Here is a 14,540-nt window from a genome sequence, read left to right as displayed (position 1 = left end):
CCGAATCGTTAAAACCTGCCCGCGACAGAACGGGCGGACGCCGCCAGGAGGACGCCAGAGCATGGCGCTGGATCCGAAAAAAACCTTCACCGACAACGAGGTGGAGGAACGGCTCGCTGCCGACCTGCCGCATTGGAAGCTGCAGGACGGCTGGATTCGGCGCACCTTCCGCACGTCGAGCTGGAAGGGCACGCTGATGGTGATCAACGCCGTCGGCCATCTGGCCGAGGCCGCCTGGCACCATCCTGATATCACCGCTTCCTATGCCTGGGTGGAGGTGCGGCTCATGTCGCACGACGCCAAAGGCATTACCGAGCGGGACTTTCAGCTGGCGAAGAAGATCGAAGAGGTGGTCGGCTGGCAGCCGGGCACCGAGGCGGGCGGCGCGCTGGAAGGCACGCCGCGCGGCGATCTGCGCTTCTCCTACATCAAATACGATTGAACGGTTGCGATTGAGCCATGGCCGGTGCTGCGAGCGAGACGATCCACGATGTGGTCTGCGGGTTCTGCGGGCTCGGCTGCGACGATCTGAGCGTCGAGGTCGAGGGTCGCGCCATCCGCCCCACCGGCAGCATCTGCCCGGAAGCCGCCCGGCTGCTTCGCCGGCTCGACGTCGCCGACCGCCCGGCCAGCATCGCCGGCGCCCCCGCCAGCTTCGAGGAGGCGGCCGCCGTCGCCCGCCACCTGCTGGCGGAAGCCCGTTCGCCGCTGATCGGCGGGCTCGGCACCGACATGGCCGGGGCTGGCGCGCTGGTCGACCTCGCCGTCCGTTTCGGCGGGGTGCTCGACCACTATGCGTCCGAGGGCCTGTTCCGCAATTACGCCGCCGCCCAGCGCACCGGCTGGCTGTCGACGACGCTCGCCGAGGCGCGCAACCATTGCGACCTGCTGCTCGTCGTCGGCGACGATCCTGCCGCGACCTGGGGACGGCTGTTCGAGCGTCTCTACCCCGAAGCGCCGCTGTTCGCGACGGCCGGCCGCAAGGTCATCTTCCTCGGCGGCGCGCCGGGCGAGAAGGCGAAGGCGCAGCTCTCCGGCGTAGATGTCGTCCATCTCGCAACCGATGATGCGGTCGCCGCGCTGGAGGCGCTCTCCAGCCTCGTTGCCGGTCGCACCCCGCCGGGCGGGAGCTTCGGCGGCATTGACTGCGAGACGCTGGCCTCGCTCGCCGGCGAGTTGCGCGCGAGCGCCTATGCGGTGGTGACGTGGAACGCCGGCACGCTCGATGACGGCGATCTCGTCGCCGAACGTGCGACGGGCCTCGTAGATGCGCTCAACGTCACCACGCGGGCGGGCGTGTTCCCGCTGGGCGGGCGCGACAACATCATCGGCGTCAACCAGCTTATGCTGTGGCGCCTCGGCTATCCGCTGCGAACGGCGGTGCGCGGACAGGCGAGCGCGCATGACGGCGCGCTCTATTCGACGGCTTCAGCGCTCGCCGACGCCGACCTGCTGGTGTGGGTCTCGGCCTTCCGGCCCGAGCCGCCGCCGGCCTTTGCGGGCAGGGTCATCGCCCTTGCCCATCCCGATACGGTGTTCGACAAGGAACCGGATGTTCTGATTCCTGTGGGCACCCCCGGCGTGGACCACGCCGGCACGGTGTTCCGAATGGATTCCATCGTGAGCCTGCCGCTCGGCGCCTTGCGCGTCGCGACGCTCCCCAGCGTCGCCGAGGCTGTGCGTCGCATAGCGGAGGGGTAAATGAGACTGCGGCTGAAGGGCGGGCGTGTGCTCGACCCGGCCAATGGCGAGAACGGTGTCGCCAGCGGCGCCGTGCGCGACATCGAGATCGAGGACGGGCGCATCGTCGCGCCCACCGACCTCAGGGCCGACGCGGAATACGACCTCGGCGGCGACGTGGTGATGGCGGGCGGCATCGACCTGCACAGCCACATCGCCGGCGGCAAGATGAACCTGGCCCGCCTGCTGATGCAGGAGGACCGGCGGGCCTACCCGGAAATGCCCGGCAATTTCTGCGGCTGCGGCGGCGGGCGGGCGGTGCCGACGGCGCACGCCACCGGCTGCCGCTATGCGGAACTCGGCTACACCACGGTGTTCGAGCCGGCCATGGTCGGCGCCAATGCGCGTGGCGCGCATCTGGAAATGGCCGACATTCCCAATCTCGACACCGGCGCCTATCTGGTGCTGGGCAATGACGACTATTTCCTGCGCCTGCTGGCGGCCGGCGCCGGGCAGGAGCAGGTGAACGCCTATGTCGGCTGGATGCTGGAGGCGACGCAGGCCTTCGCCATCAAGATCGTCAATCCCGGCGGCATCAACGCCTTCAAGTTCAACGCCCGCAAGATGGAGCTGGACGAGGCGAACCCGCATTACGGGGTATCGCCGCGCAAGGTGCTCACCACGCTGATCCGCGCCGTCACCGAGCTCGGCATCCCGCACCCGATCCATCTGCACGGCTGCAATCTCGGTGTGCCGGGCAATGACGAGACGACGCTCGCCACCATCGCCGCCACCGAGGGCCGGCGGCTGCACCTCACCCATCTGCAGTTCCATTCCTACGGTACCGAGGGCGACCGGCGCTTCTCCTCCTCGGCGGCGCGCATCGCCGAGATGGTCAACGCCAACCCGAACATCTCGGTCGATGTCGGGCAGGTGATGTTCGGCCAGACCGTTACCGCCTCGGCCGACTACATGTCGCAATACCGAAACCGCGGCCTCGCCTCGCCGAAGAAATCCATCGGCATGGACATCGAGCTGGACGCCGCCTGCGGCGTGGTGCCGTTCGAGTACAAGGACAAGTCCTTCGTCAACGCGCTGCAATGGGCGATCGGGCTGGAGCTGTTCCTGCTGGTGGAGGACCCCTGGCGGATCTTCCTCACCACGGACCATCCCAATGGCGGGCCGTTCACCACCTATCCCCACCTCATCCGCCTATTGATGGACCGCGATTTCCGCAACGCTCAGCTCTCCACGCTGAACAAGGCGGCGCAGAAGCACACGGTGCTCAGCGAGATCACCCGCGAATATTCGCTGGAGGAAGTCGCCATCCTCACCCGCGCCGCGCCGGCCCGCATCCTCGGGCTCACCGACAAGGGCCACCTCGGCCCCGGCGCGGTGGCCGACATCGCCGTGCACACCGAGGACGCCGACCGCGAGGCGATGTTCTCGACCACCCGCATGGTGTTCAAGAACGGCCGGCTGATCGTGAAGGACGGCGTCGTGGTCGAGCTGGCGCAGGGCACCACCCATGTCGCGCGGCCCGATTTCGACCGCGCGGTCGAGAAGGACATCGACCGCTGGTTCGACGAGGCGGTGGGGCTTAAGGCAAAGCATTTCCGTGTCGCCGACGGCGAATTGCGGAACGGTGCCGGCCCGACCATCCTCAAATGCGAGGGAGGTGCGTCGTGAGACCGATCGACGGACTTCTCACCTCTCCCCGTGGGGGAGAGGTCAGCGCGCAGCGCCGGGTGAGGGGGCACGCGCTCCGCACTTCCGGGCGTCCGGGCCCCTCACCCCAACCCTCTCCCCGTCGGGGAGAGGGAGCAGGGCCGAAAGATCGCCGCAGGCGTCGGTCGACATTGCAGGAGGGCGCCCGATGATCCTCAATGGCGTCGAGATACGCGACAATTTCGCGGAAGCCTTCCCGATGGTCGGCACCCGCCTCATCGTCACCGCCGACACGCCGGAATGGGCGCTGACGGCCGGGCGTACCACCACGGGTTTTGCCACCTCCGTCATCGGCTGCGGCTGCGAGGCGGGCATCGAGCGCACGCTCAGCCCAGAGGAGACGCCGGACGGCCGGCCCGGCGTGTCGCTGCTGATCTTCGCGATGGATTTCGGCTCGCTGAAGAAAGTGGTGCCGCTGCGCCTCGGCCAATGCGTGCTGACCTGCCCGACCACGGCCTGCTATGCCGGCGTGGAAGGCGGCAAGCGCGTGCCGCTGGCCAAGACGATCCGCTACTTCGCCGACGGGCACCAGATTTCCAAGAAGATCGGCGAGAAGCGCTTCTGGCGCCTGCCGGTCATGGAGGGCGAGTTCGTCTGCGACGAGGATACCGGCTCGGTGGAAGGCGTCGGCGGCGGCAATTTCCTCATCCTCGCCCGCTCGCGCGCCGCCGCGCTGCATGCCTCCGAGCAGGCGGTGGCGGCGATGGGCAAGGTCGAGGGCGTCATCCTGCCGTTCCCCGGCGGGGTGGTGCGCTCGGGCTCCAAGGTCGGCTCGAAGTATAAGGGCCTGTTCGCCTCCACCAACGACGCCTATTGCCCGACCCTGCGCGGCACCCGGCCGAGCGCCCTCCCGCCCGAGGTCGGCTCGGTGCTGGAGATCGTCATCGACGGCTTCAGCTTCGAGGCGGTGTCGGAGGCCACAAAGGTCGGCGTCGCGGCGGTCTGCGCGGTGGGTGCCGAGGGCGGCGTGGTGGCGGTGGATGCCGGCAATTACGGCGGCAATCTCGGCCCGTTCCACTTCAAGCTGCGCGAGATCATGAAAGACAGCGCGGGAGGCACGGCATGAGCGGGGTTTCTCTCAAGCCGCGTGCGCCATTCGCCGCGCGGGTGGACCTGTCCGGGATCACGCCGGCCGTCACCTGCCCGCTGACCCTGCGCGAGCTGGAGCACCTGCCGGTGCCGCATGGCGGGCGCAGCGTGAAGCTGGCCGAGCTGTTCTTCATCGAGGGCGCGCCGGACGGCGTGCTGCTGATCGAGATCGGCGACGAGCGCCTCGACGGCGTGGGCGCCGGCATGACCGAGGGCGAGCTGATCGTCGACGGGCGCGTCGGCGCCTGGGCAGGACGTGGGCTGAGCGGGGGCGTGCTGCGCATCGCGGGCGATGCCGGCGACTTCCTCGGCGCGGAAATGTCCGGCGGGCGCATCGAACTCGCCGGTACGGCGGGTGCGCGTGCCGGGGCGGCGGGCTCGGGCTCGCGGCGCGGCCTGTCGGGCGGCGTGCTGAAGATCGGTGGCAACGCCGGTCCGCGCGCGGCCGAGCGCCAGCGCGGCGGCCTCATCGTCATCGCGGGCGATGCCGGCGAGGGGCTGGCGACCGACATGATCGCCGGCACGGTGAGCGTCGCCGGTGCCATCGGCCCGCTTGCCGGGCGCGGGATGAAGCGCGGCACGATCATCGCGCAGGCACGCCCCGAACTGCCTGCCGGCTTCGTCGATACCGGCGTGCATGAACTGGTCGCACTGCGCCTCATGGCCCGCCGCGTTGCCGAACTCGCCGGCCCGCTCAATGGCTGGACCTCGGCCCGCCGCCTCGTCGGCGACACGCTGATGGGCGGGCAGGGCGAGGTGCTGGTGCCGGGCTAACCGCGATCAGTCCTCCCGGCCGGCCGCGCGGCCGGTCGGGAGGACGGCCCGGGGCCTACAGCAGCGTGCCGTGCAGTATCATCAGCGCGACCGAGAAGTAGATCACGAGGCCCGTCACGTCGACGAAGGTGGCGACGAAGGGCGCCGAGGCGCTGGCGGGGTCGAAGCCGAGCCGGCGCAGCACGAAGGGCAGCATCGAGCCGATCATCGAGCCGAAGGTGACGATGGCGATCAGCGCCGCGCCCACGGTAGCCGCGACCAGCATCCAGTGCTCGCCGTAATCGTGGAAGCCGGCGAGCTGCCAGACGGTGATGCGGGTGACGCCCAGCGTGCCGAGTATGGCGCCCAGCACGAGGCCGGAGGGCAGCTCGCGCAGCGCCACGCGCCACCAGTCGCCCAGCTTGATTTCGTGCAGCGCCAGCGCGCGGATGATGAGCGAGGTCGCCTGCGAGCCGGAATTGCCGCCCGAGCTCATGATGAGCGGGATGAACAGGGTCAGCACGATGGCGCGTTCCAGCTCGTCTTCGAAATGCTGCATGGCGCTTGCGGTCGCCATCTCGCCGAGGAACAGCACGCAGAGCCAGCCGGCACGCTTCTTCAGCATGTCGAAGAAGCCGATCTCCATATAGGGCTCGTCGAGCGCTTCCATGCCGCCGAACTTCTGCGCGTCCTCGGTGCCCTCCTCGATGATGGCGTCGATCATGTCGTCCACGGTGACGATGCCGAGCACGTGCTCCTTCTCGTCGACCACGGGCACGGCCAGCAGGTCGTATTTCGAGATGAGGCGGGCGACGTCCTCGCGGTCCATCATGGGGTCGGCGGTGATCGGGTCGTGCGTCGGCGCGATGGAGAGGATCGGCTGGCCCGGCTCGCCGATGATGAGCCGGCGCAGCGTCACCGCCTTGAGCAGCCGGTGATCGATGGGATCGAGCACGTAAATGGCATAGATCGTCTCGCGCGTGCGCTCGATCTCGCGGATGTGGCGCAGCGTCTCGCCCACCGTCCAGGTGGAGGGCACGGTGACGAATTCCGTGGTCATCAGGCTGCCGGCGGTGTGCTCTGGCCAGGACAGCAGCCGGTTCAGCTCGGCCTGCGTGTCCGGCGGCAGGCGGGCGAACAGATGCGAGCGGCCGGGCTCCTCCATCCAGCGGAACAGGTCGGCGACGCGGTCGGCCGACATGTCCGAGAGCAGGCGCACCGCCTCCTCGACCGGCAGCGCCTCGATGAGGTCAATGGAGAGGTCGACATCGGGCAGGTCCAGCACCTCGACCTGCCGTTCGCGCGGCAGGCTGGCGAGGACGGCGGAGGCGACCTCGGGGTCCTCGTCGTCGAGGGCTTCGGCAATGTCGGCGGGGTGTTCTTCGGCGAGCTCGGCCGCGAGGGCAGCGGCGTCCACGACCTCGTCGTCGCGGCGGTCTTCCGTCCGTTCTTCCATTTCGGCTCTCTTTCCGCTGTCCGGCCTTCGAAGGCGGGCGCAGGGAGCCGAAACCCAGATCAGTTCTGCGGTCGGCTCACGGCGCCGGCCGTCGCCGGCCGGACAATCGACTGTAACTGTCGCTGGGCATGGTTAGGGGATTCCGGTTGCGCCGCGGTGACACGCAGCAGGCGGGGAATGAACCTCCGGGGAGGCGGAGTCAAGCGGCGCGATCAGGGTCGCGAATGGTCCGTCGGCTCGCGCAGCCGGGCGTAAACCTGCCCGAGCCGCATCGGGTCGAGCGCGCCCGTGCGCCCGCCCTCGCACAGCGCGCCGCGGAAGCCGAGATAGTCCGCGCCGACGCCTGTGAGGGAGGGGATGTCGCCGAGCCTGAGCGAGCCGGCGAGCCCGGTGATCAGCCCGTGCCGGCGGGCCTCGGCGACGAACTGGCCGAGGGTGAGCGGGTCGAGATGCTCGGTCAGGGAGCCGGCCCGTTTGTCGGCGGTGTCGATCATCACCCCGGCGAAGCCCGCGCGGCCGAGCGCGCCGACCACGGCGAAGTCCGGCTCCTGATCGGCGAACAGCACGCCGATGAGTCGCGCGCGGCTGGCGAGCGGGGCCAGCGCCTCGATGCACTCGTTGGTGTGTTTGGAGTGGAACAGCCCGACCTTGACGATGGGCACCCCGGTCTCGGCCACGCGCTCCGCGGCGGCACGGATGAGCGCCGGGACCATGGGCTGGTCGCCGGCGGTGGCGCTCAGCGCCGGGCGGGCGGCCTCGCCCAGCTGCTCGCCCCAGGCGTTCCACAGCATGACGGCGGCGGTCAGCGCCTCCGGGCTCCAGGCGCCGAGCGCGCCGAAGGCCGGCTGCTTCAGATCGATGATGTCCGCCCCGCCGGCGCGCGCCAGCTCCATCTCGCGCAGATCCGCGACGCTGGCGAGAAGGCCCGGCGGAAGCGACGAGGCGGTGTCGCGCAGCTGACTCATGAGCGCCGGCTCAGGAGGCGCGCCGGCGGCGGTGCTCGGCGACGGCCTCCAGCATCCAGCCCCATGCCTCAAGCTCGTCCGGCCCGGCGGTCTTTTCCACCGCGATGGCGAGATAGGCCATTTCCTGGTCCACCTTGTCGTCGGGCAGCAAGTTGAGCCGGCTCACCAGCACGGCAGCCTCCAGCACGGCGGCCTTGGCGCGGTTCATGCCCTCGAAGCGGGTATGGCCCTCGGAATGATAGGTCTTGCAGAAGAATTTCGGCCGCTGCGGGTCGTCCTCGGCGCGCTCCACCGTGATCTCGTCATGGGAGAGCGCGTCGGCGAGGCGCGGGCAGTCGATATAGGTCGCCTTCTTCACGTCGACGTTCAGCCGGCGTCCGACGACGCAGCTCGCGAAGATGCGCACATCGTCGGTGAAGTTCACTACCGCGATGCGGGTGCTGGCGAGGTTGTCGAGCGTGCGCGAGGGGCGGAAGGGCTGAAGCAGGTAGCCGCCCTCGATCACCGTGGCGCCCATGGGGGCGATATGCGGCTCGCCGTCGAGCGAGCGGGTGGTGACGATGGCTTCACGGATCACGGGGTCTCTCCGGCTTTCGCCTTGGCGTCTGTTTTGGCAGCGACTTTGGCTTGCAAGGTCGTGCCGGCCTCCTTGAAAGTCAAACGGTGGGCCGCCTCGGGGCTGCCGGCGATCTCGCCGGCCACGCCCCATTTCAGCCCCTCGTCCTGCGCGTAGCGCTTGCCGAGCTTGTAGGCGATTTCCGCCCGCGCCGTCTCGACGCCGAGATAGAAAGCATGGGCGCCGTCGGCTTCCACCCCGAGCTGCGGAAACAGGGCGAAGGGCTCGCTGGCCACGTGATGGCCGTCGCGGTTGTAGATGTGGATGCCGTCCTGCGCGACGTCGATGCGGAAGTTGCGGTCGCGGACCTCGCCGGCCAGCCGGTCGATGTCCTCGGGAGAGGCCGCAAAGGGCTTGCGGTCGCGCAGCGCCATCAGCCCGCCGCCGAAGCCCTGCGGCAGCGCCCCCGCCTGCCGGGCGGCGTAGAATTCGCGCCGCGCCCGGTCGAATTCGCGCACCGCCGTCCGGCAATGCGGGCTCACCTGCACCGCCAGTACCGCCTGAAGGTGCAGTTCCGAGATCAGCCCCATGAGGATGGCGTTGATGCCGGTGGTATCGGCGTCGGTAAGCTCGGTGACGTTGCCGATGCCCATCAGGATCGGGATGCCGGGATAGCGCCGGCGCAACTCGCTGTAGCGCACCACCGAAGCTGTGAAGCCGTAATGGATCGGGTCGAGGATCGGGTCGGCGTAGAAGGGCTGCCCGCTCGCGAGGCACGCCTCCACCGCCCGTGACAGCGATTCGAGGTCGCCCTGCGTCGACGGCACCAGCACCGGCACGGCCGATCCTTCCCCGGCGATGTGCAGGTTGTTCTCATTGAGGCTGAGAAGGTAGTCAGCGCCCGCCCGCGTGGCGCGCCGCAACTCGTCGAGGTCGAAGCTGTCGACGCTGACCTTCAGCCCCTCGCCGTGCAGGGCGGCGATGGCTTCTTCAAGATGCGGGAATTCGGTATCGGGCAGGCAGCCGAGGTCGATGACGTCGGCGCCCTCGCCCCTGAGGAACAGCGCACGCGCCACGATGGCCTCGACGCTGAGCGTCGTGGCGTCGACGATCTCGGCGAAGATGGCGACGTCGTGCTTCGAGAGGTCCGCCGCCCGGCGCTGCTGACCGAAATAGTCGGGGATGTCGGCGATCTCGTCCGGCCCGCGCGCGAAGGGCACGCCGAAGAAGCGCTCCAGCCGGTCGAGGTCGCCACGAAAGCGGCCGGGCATCAGCACGCGGTCGGTGCCTTCGGGCAGTTTAAGCCGGCGCTCGACGATCTCCGCCGTCATCAGCGCGGCGACCTTGACCCCGACATTCACCACCACGGGGTCGAGCGCCGCGTCGGCGATCTCGCCGGCGATCTTGCTGAGGCGCGGCTCGGCCAGTGAGCCGGTGACGAGCGCTATCCTTTCCGGCCGGCCAGCGCCGTCGGCGGGCTCGTCAGCCATCGAGCGGGGCGGCCTTCTCCGCGAGGTGCCGCTGGCGGGCGGCGATGGCGGCCTCCAGATCCTCGATGGATTCGACCACAGTGGTGTCGTCGAATTCCTTGAGCTTCGCCGTGTTCTCAAGGTCGATGCGGCGCGGATAGACCGGCACCGGCCCTTTGGGCGCCATGGTGATCATTTCAGGCGCGGTGTCGCAGGCGAAGACGATGGCGTGCACCCGGCACTTGCCGGCCTGCGCGAAGCAGTTCGTCACCAGCGTGTCGGAGATGCCGAACACCGCCTTGGCGACCGTGTTGGAGGAGGCGGGAGACACCACCAGCGTGTGGTAGAGCCCCTCGTAGAACCGCCCGACCGGCGCCGAGCTCGCCGTCGTCTCCTTGAAGATGCGCGTGCCTTCCGGCAGGTCCTGCTTGTACATGCGCAGCACCTCGTCGGCGGCTTTGGAGACGAACAGGTCCACCGCGTCCAGCGACTTTATCAGCGCGATGGACTCGGTGAAGAAGTGCCCCGAGCCGGTCAGCGCCCAAGCCCAGCGCGGATAAAGCCCCTTGTTCGCGCTCATGCGGCAAGGCTCCCTTTCGTGCCGGCCAGCAGCGCCTCCGGCGTCGTCACCTCGACCGGCCCGGCGAACCGCGCGGCGAAGGCGGGGAACAGCGGGTCGGTGAGCCCCGCGCGCGCCCACTCGTCCGGTGTCGCCCCGCCGGTGGGCAGGGATTTCACGAGAGTGAGCCGGGCGGCGTGGATCTCGACCGCGAGCCAGGCGGCGAGGCTGTCGGAAGTCAGCTCCCAGCTCTCGGGCAGATCGCGCGCGGCGAGCGCCATGCGGGCGGGCAGCCACAGCGCGGCGCGGCCTTCCCCGTGCGCCTGCGCGATGGCGTCCGGATTGTCGGCGAGAACGAGGCTGGGCATGAGATCGGCGAAGGCGTGCGCCGTCTGCTCCATGGCGAGGATCGCCATGCGGTGGCAGGCGGCATCGGAGAGCGACAGGCGCGGCTGCAGCGCCCGCACGCCATCGGCCAGCGGGCCGCCGCCGGCGACCAGCACCAGCGGCGCGCCGCGCTCGGCCAGCGCCTCCAGCACCGCCGTCAGGCGCGGATGGCTGACAAGGCTGCCGCCGAGCTTGACGATCTCGGGGCGGCGAAACGCGGCGCGAGGCGTGGGGTAAAGGTCGGGCATGGCTCGGTTTCCGTTCGGGGCGAAGCTACGCCAAACGCCCGTCGGCGCAAACCGGCACCGCTGTCGCGCCCCCTGCCGGGAGGAGGCGGCACAAAGAAAAAGGCCCGTGGCAATGCCTCGGGCCTTGATAAGGTGACGATCAGTCAGACGGCTGCCCGCCTGTAGAAGTGAAACGAGGATGCGCCTCGCCCTGCCGGTTGTCGAGCCTGATTCGGCCCGATCACGCGCGCTTGACGCAGCCCAGCCATGTGCGCCGGTCAGGCGGCGAGGGCGTGTAGCGCGATACCGCTGGTGGTCGCCACGTTGAGCGAGTCGAAGCCGGCCTTCATCGGGATGCGCACCGTGGTGGCGCGGGCAAGGATCTCGTCCGGCAGGCCGGGCCCTTCCGCGCCGAGCAACAGGGCCGCGCGCTTCGGCCGGTGCACCTCGGCGAGCGTCACCGCACCAGCGGGGCTCAGCGCCAGCAGCTCGAAGCCATGGGCGATCAGCCGGTCGCACAGCGCGCCGGCGCTGCCCTCGCGGGCGAAGGGCACGACGAGGCTGCCGCCGACCGAGACGCGGATCGCCTTGCGGTAGAGCGGGTCGCAGGAAGCAAAGTCGAACAGCGCGGCATCGGCGCCGAAGGCGGCGGCGTTGCGCATGATGCCGCCGACATTGTCATGGTTGGTGATGCCGAGCGGCACCACCACCAGCGCCTCCTCCGGCAGGCGGGCGAGCACGTCCTCGATGCCCGGCTCCGCTCCCCGCAGCCCGATGCCGAGCAGGCCGCGATGGATGTGGAAGCCGGTGATGCCGTCGAGGATCGCCTGGCTGGCGGTGTAGACCGGCAGGTCGTCCGGTGCCTGCGCGATCAGCCCGGCCAGCGCCTCCACCCGGCTTTCCGCCAGCAGTAGCGATTCCAGCGCGAAGCGGTTGCGCTTCGAGAGCGCGACGTCCAGCACCGTGCGCCCCTCGACGATGAACCGCCCGCCGCGCCCGACCAGATCGCGCTCCTTGATGACGCGATAGGCGTCGATGCGCGGGTCGTCGGGGGAGGTGAGGGGGATGAGGCGGGGCATGGCTAGAAGGTTGCGTGGGGCGTCGTCCCGAACGGTCCGCAGGACCGATCCGGGATCGCGAGAGCAATGGAGAACGATCCCGGCGCTCCGCTTCGCTGCGGCCGGGATGACGGCCGGACTGAAGGGATATGCCCGCTCACCCCCCGATTTCCTCGCGCAGCATCTCCAGCTCCAGCCACTGTTCCTCGGCGGCGGCAAGTTCGGCCTGCACGCGGGTCAGTTCGGCGGTCGCCTTCTGGAATCCGGCGGGATCGCGCGTGTAGAAATTCGGCGTGTGCAGGGTGTTGTTGAGGCGCTTCACGTCGGATTCGAGCTGGGCGACCTTCTTGGGCAGTTGTTCCAGCGCGTGCTTCTCCTTGAAGGAGAGCTTGCGTCGGGAGGCCGGCGAGCTCGCGGCAGGGGGCACGGCCTGCGTTGCGCCGGCTGGGGCGGCCTTCGGGGGCGAAGCGGCGGCGGCAGCGGCCCGCGCCTTCACGCCATGGCCGCGCTGGGCCACCATGTCGGAATAGCCGCCCGCATAGACCGCCCAGTTGCCGTCGCCTTCATAGGCGATGGTGGCGGTGACGGTGCGGTCGAGGAAGTCGCGGTCATGGCTCACCAGCAGCACCGTGCCGGCATAGTCGTCGATCATCTCTTCCAGGAGGTCGAGTGTTTCGAGATCGAGGTCGTTGGTCGGCTCGTCCAGCACCATGAGGTTGGACGCCTGCGCCAGCGCACACGCCAGCAGCAGCCGCCCGCGCTCGCCGCCGGACAGGCGCGAGACGGCGGTGCCGGCCTGTTCCGGCGTGAACAGGAAGTCCTTCATGTAGCCGATGACATGGCGCGGATTGCCGCCGACGAACACCTGGTCGCCGCGCCCGTCGGTCAGCGTTTCACGTACCGAACGGTTGGGGTCGAGGGCGGCGCGGCGCTGGTCCAGCGTCGCCATCTCGATATTGGTGCCCATCTTGGCCTTGCCGCTGTCCGGTGCGAGTTCCCCGGTCAGCATCTTCAGCAGCGTGGTCTTGCCCGCGCCATTGGGCCCGACGATGCCGATGCGGTCGCCGCGCTGGATGCGGATGGAGAGATCGCGCACGATGACGCGGTCCCCATAGGCCTTGGAGATGTGCTCGGCCTCCATCACCAGCTTGCCGGAGACGTCCGCCTCGGTGGCGGTGACGGAAATGGTGCCGACCGCGCCGCGATGCTCGCGATACTGGGTGCGCAGGGCCGCGAGCTCGCCGACGCGGCGGACGTTCCGCTTGCGGCGCGCGGTGACGCCGTAGCGCATCCAGTGCTCTTCCGCGACGATCTTGCGGGCGAGCTTTTGCTGGTCGCGCTCTTCCTCTTCCAGCACCTGGTCGCGCCATTCTTCGAAGAACGCGAAGCCGCGCTCCATGCGCCGCGTGCGGCCCCGGTCGAGCCAGACGGTGGCGCGGGTGAGGTCCTGCAGGAAGCGCCGGTCATGGCTGATCAGCACGAGGGCGGAGCGCAGCGAGGCGATTTCCGCCTCCAGCCATTCGATGGCCGGCAGATCGAGATGGTTGGTCGGCTCGTCGAGCAGCAGGATATCGGGCTCGGGCGCTAGCACGCGGGCCAGCGCAGCACGGCGGGCCTCGCCGCCGGAGAGGTTCGCCGGATGTTCGGTCCCGGTGAGACCCAGCTCGCTGAGCAGATATTGCGCGCGGTATTCCGCATCGCCCGGCCCCATTCCGGCCTCGACATAGGCGAGCGTGGTCTCGAAGCCGGAGAGGTCCGGCTCCTGCGGGAGATAGCGCACCGTCGCGCCGGGCTGCACGAAGCGCGCGCCGCTGTCGGCCACGACGAGGCCGGCGGCGATCTTCAGCAGGGTGGATTTGCCCGAGCCGTTGCGGCCGACGAGGCCGACGCGTTCGCCGGCGGAAACGGAAAGCTCCGCCCCCTCCAGCAGCGGCGTGCCGCCGAAGGTGAGCTTGGTATCCTGAAGCAGAAGGAGAGGAGGCGCCATAGCGCGGGGATAGGGGGAAAGAAGCGCCGGGGCAAGGGGCGGGAGCGGTCAGTCGTCGCCGAGCCCTTCGAGCGAGCGCCCTCCATACAGGATGCGGTTGAACACCACGCGGTCGCTCTCGATATGGAACGCTATTGTCACCCCCGCTCGAAGCCGACAATGCGCAGGCCGGGAGCGACATCGTCACGGAGGGTGCCGCGCGGGGAAATCGGAGAAGGAACGGCAATAAGCCCTGACACGCTCGACATAGGCTAAGGCGGTGAGCGGTCCGGAGCGCGCGGCGATGAAATCATAGATCCCCGCGAGATCGTCCAAGGCCGCTGCAGTGAATCTAACCTCATACCGCACGTCGGTTCTTCATCCGGTCATCGTGCCGCCGCCGGATTTCGCCGAAGACCTGGTCTTCGGTGAGGAGCGACGAAGGGTCGGCTTGGGCCGCCCGCATCACCGGCGCTACTTCCTCGCGCAGCCAGCGCTCCACCGCCGCGTCGCGTTCCTGCAGCGCGCGCAGCCCGGCGCGGACGACCTCGCTGGCGCTGCCATACGTGCCCGAATCCACCAGCCGGTCTATGAATTCCGCCTGCTCGCGTGGCAGACTGAAGGTGCGCTTCTCGGCATTCGCCATC

General features: G+C 69.3%; 15 protein-coding genes. 5 read left to right on the top strand and 10 right to left on the bottom strand.

Annotation, left to right across the window (positions count from 1 at the left end; all coding sequences use genetic code 11):
* Nucleotides 1–61: 61 nt before the first annotated feature.
* The 5 genes from MWN33_RS13140 (at nt 62) to MWN33_RS13120 (ending at nt 5,271) form a co-directional block, all read left to right on the top strand.
* Nucleotides 62–442: a 4a-hydroxytetrahydrobiopterin dehydratase gene (locus tag MWN33_RS13140; protein ID WP_247201419.1), complete on the top strand. Its 381-nt coding sequence runs from the start codon at nt 62–64 to the stop codon at nt 440–442.
* 17 nt (nt 443–459) lie between these two features.
* The gene (locus MWN33_RS13135) at nt 460–1,701 is read left to right on the top strand and encodes a formylmethanofuran dehydrogenase (protein ID WP_247201417.1); all 1,242 of its coding nucleotides are present in this window, start codon (nt 460–462) and stop codon (nt 1,699–1,701) included.
* Nucleotides 1,702–3,369, top strand: coding sequence for a formylmethanofuran dehydrogenase subunit A (locus tag MWN33_RS13130; protein ID WP_247201416.1), 1,668 nt, complete (start codon nt 1,702–1,704; stop codon nt 3,367–3,369).
* Between the two features lie 187 nt (nt 3,370–3,556).
* On the top strand, nt 3,557–4,474 hold the full coding sequence (fhcD, locus tag MWN33_RS13125) for a formylmethanofuran--tetrahydromethanopterin N-formyltransferase (protein WP_247201410.1): 918 nt from the start codon (nt 3,557–3,559) through the stop codon (nt 4,472–4,474).
* On the top strand, nt 4,471–5,271 hold the full coding sequence (locus MWN33_RS13120; protein ID WP_247201405.1) for a formylmethanofuran dehydrogenase subunit C: 801 nt from the start codon (nt 4,471–4,473) through the stop codon (nt 5,269–5,271). The genes fhcD and MWN33_RS13120 overlap by 4 nt, the downstream gene beginning before the upstream one ends.
* Before the next feature lie 55 nt (nt 5,272–5,326).
* Here the strand turns inward: MWN33_RS13120 and mgtE are convergent, their stop codons facing one another.
* The 10 genes from mgtE to MWN33_RS13070 form a co-directional block, all read right to left on the bottom strand.
* Nucleotides 5,327–6,706 (bottom strand): magnesium transporter, encoded by a 1,380-nt coding sequence (gene mgtE / locus MWN33_RS13115; RefSeq protein ID WP_247201403.1) that lies wholly within the window; start codon nt 6,704–6,706, stop codon nt 5,327–5,329.
* A 212-nt stretch (nt 6,707–6,918) separates the two neighbouring features.
* Entirely contained in the window at nt 6,919–7,671 is a 753-nt protein-coding gene (locus MWN33_RS13110; protein ID WP_247201401.1) for a (5-formylfuran-3-yl)methyl phosphate synthase, read from the bottom strand.
* Nucleotides 7,672–7,681: 10 nt separating this feature from the next.
* Nucleotides 7,682–8,248, bottom strand: a complete 567-nt coding sequence (locus MWN33_RS13105) for a DUF447 domain-containing protein (RefSeq protein ID WP_247201399.1) — start codon at nt 8,246–8,248, stop codon at nt 7,682–7,684.
* Nucleotides 8,245–9,717, bottom strand: coding sequence for a DUF6513 domain-containing protein (locus tag MWN33_RS13100; protein WP_247201397.1), 1,473 nt, complete (start codon nt 9,715–9,717; stop codon nt 8,245–8,247). The genes MWN33_RS13105 and MWN33_RS13100 overlap by 4 nt, the downstream gene beginning before the upstream one ends.
* A complete protein-coding gene (locus MWN33_RS13095) occupies nt 9,710–10,276 on the bottom strand; it encodes a flavoprotein (protein ID WP_247201396.1) in 567 nt (188 codons plus the stop codon). Before MWN33_RS13095 ends, MWN33_RS13100 begins: the two co-directional genes overlap by 8 nt.
* Nucleotides 10,273–10,890, bottom strand: a complete 618-nt coding sequence (locus tag MWN33_RS13090) for an amino acid kinase family protein (protein ID WP_247201395.1) — start codon at nt 10,888–10,890, stop codon at nt 10,273–10,275. Before MWN33_RS13090 ends, MWN33_RS13095 begins: the two co-directional genes overlap by 4 nt.
* A gap of 257 nt (nt 10,891–11,147) precedes the next feature.
* Entirely contained in the window at nt 11,148–11,948 is an 801-nt protein-coding gene (locus MWN33_RS13085; protein ID WP_247201394.1) for a TrmH family RNA methyltransferase, read from the bottom strand.
* A 136-nt stretch (nt 11,949–12,084) separates the two neighbouring features.
* Entirely contained in the window at nt 12,085–13,914 is a 1,830-nt protein-coding gene (locus MWN33_RS13080; protein ID WP_247201392.1) for an ABC-F family ATP-binding cassette domain-containing protein, read from the bottom strand.
* A gap of 183 nt (nt 13,915–14,097) precedes the next feature.
* Entirely contained in the window at nt 14,098–14,262 is a 165-nt protein-coding gene (locus tag MWN33_RS13075; protein WP_247201390.1) for a type II toxin-antitoxin system RelE/ParE family toxin, read from the bottom strand.
* Nucleotides 14,252–14,539, bottom strand: a complete 288-nt coding sequence (locus MWN33_RS13070; RefSeq protein WP_247201389.1) for a type II toxin-antitoxin system ParD family antitoxin — start codon at nt 14,537–14,539, stop codon at nt 14,252–14,254. The genes MWN33_RS13075 and MWN33_RS13070 overlap by 11 nt, the downstream gene beginning before the upstream one ends.
* Nucleotide 14,540 lies beyond the last annotated feature (1 nt).

It is taken from the genome of Ancylobacter koreensis, assembly GCF_023016525.1.
In the GTDB taxonomy this organism is placed as follows: domain Bacteria; phylum Pseudomonadota; class Alphaproteobacteria; order Rhizobiales; family Xanthobacteraceae; genus Ancylobacter; species Ancylobacter koreensis.
The sequence above is the reverse complement of the archived record's forward strand: the minus strand, read 5'-3'. Positions and strand labels throughout refer to the sequence as shown.